We start from the raw sequence: 216 nt of genomic DNA on the forward strand, positions 1-216 counted from the left end.
TTCAAATATATCGGCAACTTAAAAGCTAAAATTCCGGTCATTCTGCTTTTTCCTGTAGTCTGCTTCATTTTAATTAGCGGTGGATTTGGACTAGAAGATGTTGAAACGGAAAAATGGGGTGGCTTAATGTTAACCATTTTATTAGCAGCGGTTGGTATTATTGCTTCATTCCCAATTGGTGTGGTTATAGCGCTTGGCCTTCAATCAGATATGCCA

1 pseudogene is annotated in these 216 nt (G+C 38.4%); it reads left to right on the forward strand.

Going from position 1 to position 216, the window contains the following annotated elements:
- A pseudogene (locus V6256_RS15850) lies at positions 1-216 on the forward strand (amino acid ABC transporter permease); the annotation flags it as partial.

This window comes from Psychromonas aquatilis (genome assembly GCF_038155185.1).
Taxonomy (GTDB): Bacteria; Pseudomonadota; Gammaproteobacteria; order Enterobacterales; family Psychromonadaceae; genus Psychromonas; species Psychromonas aquatilis.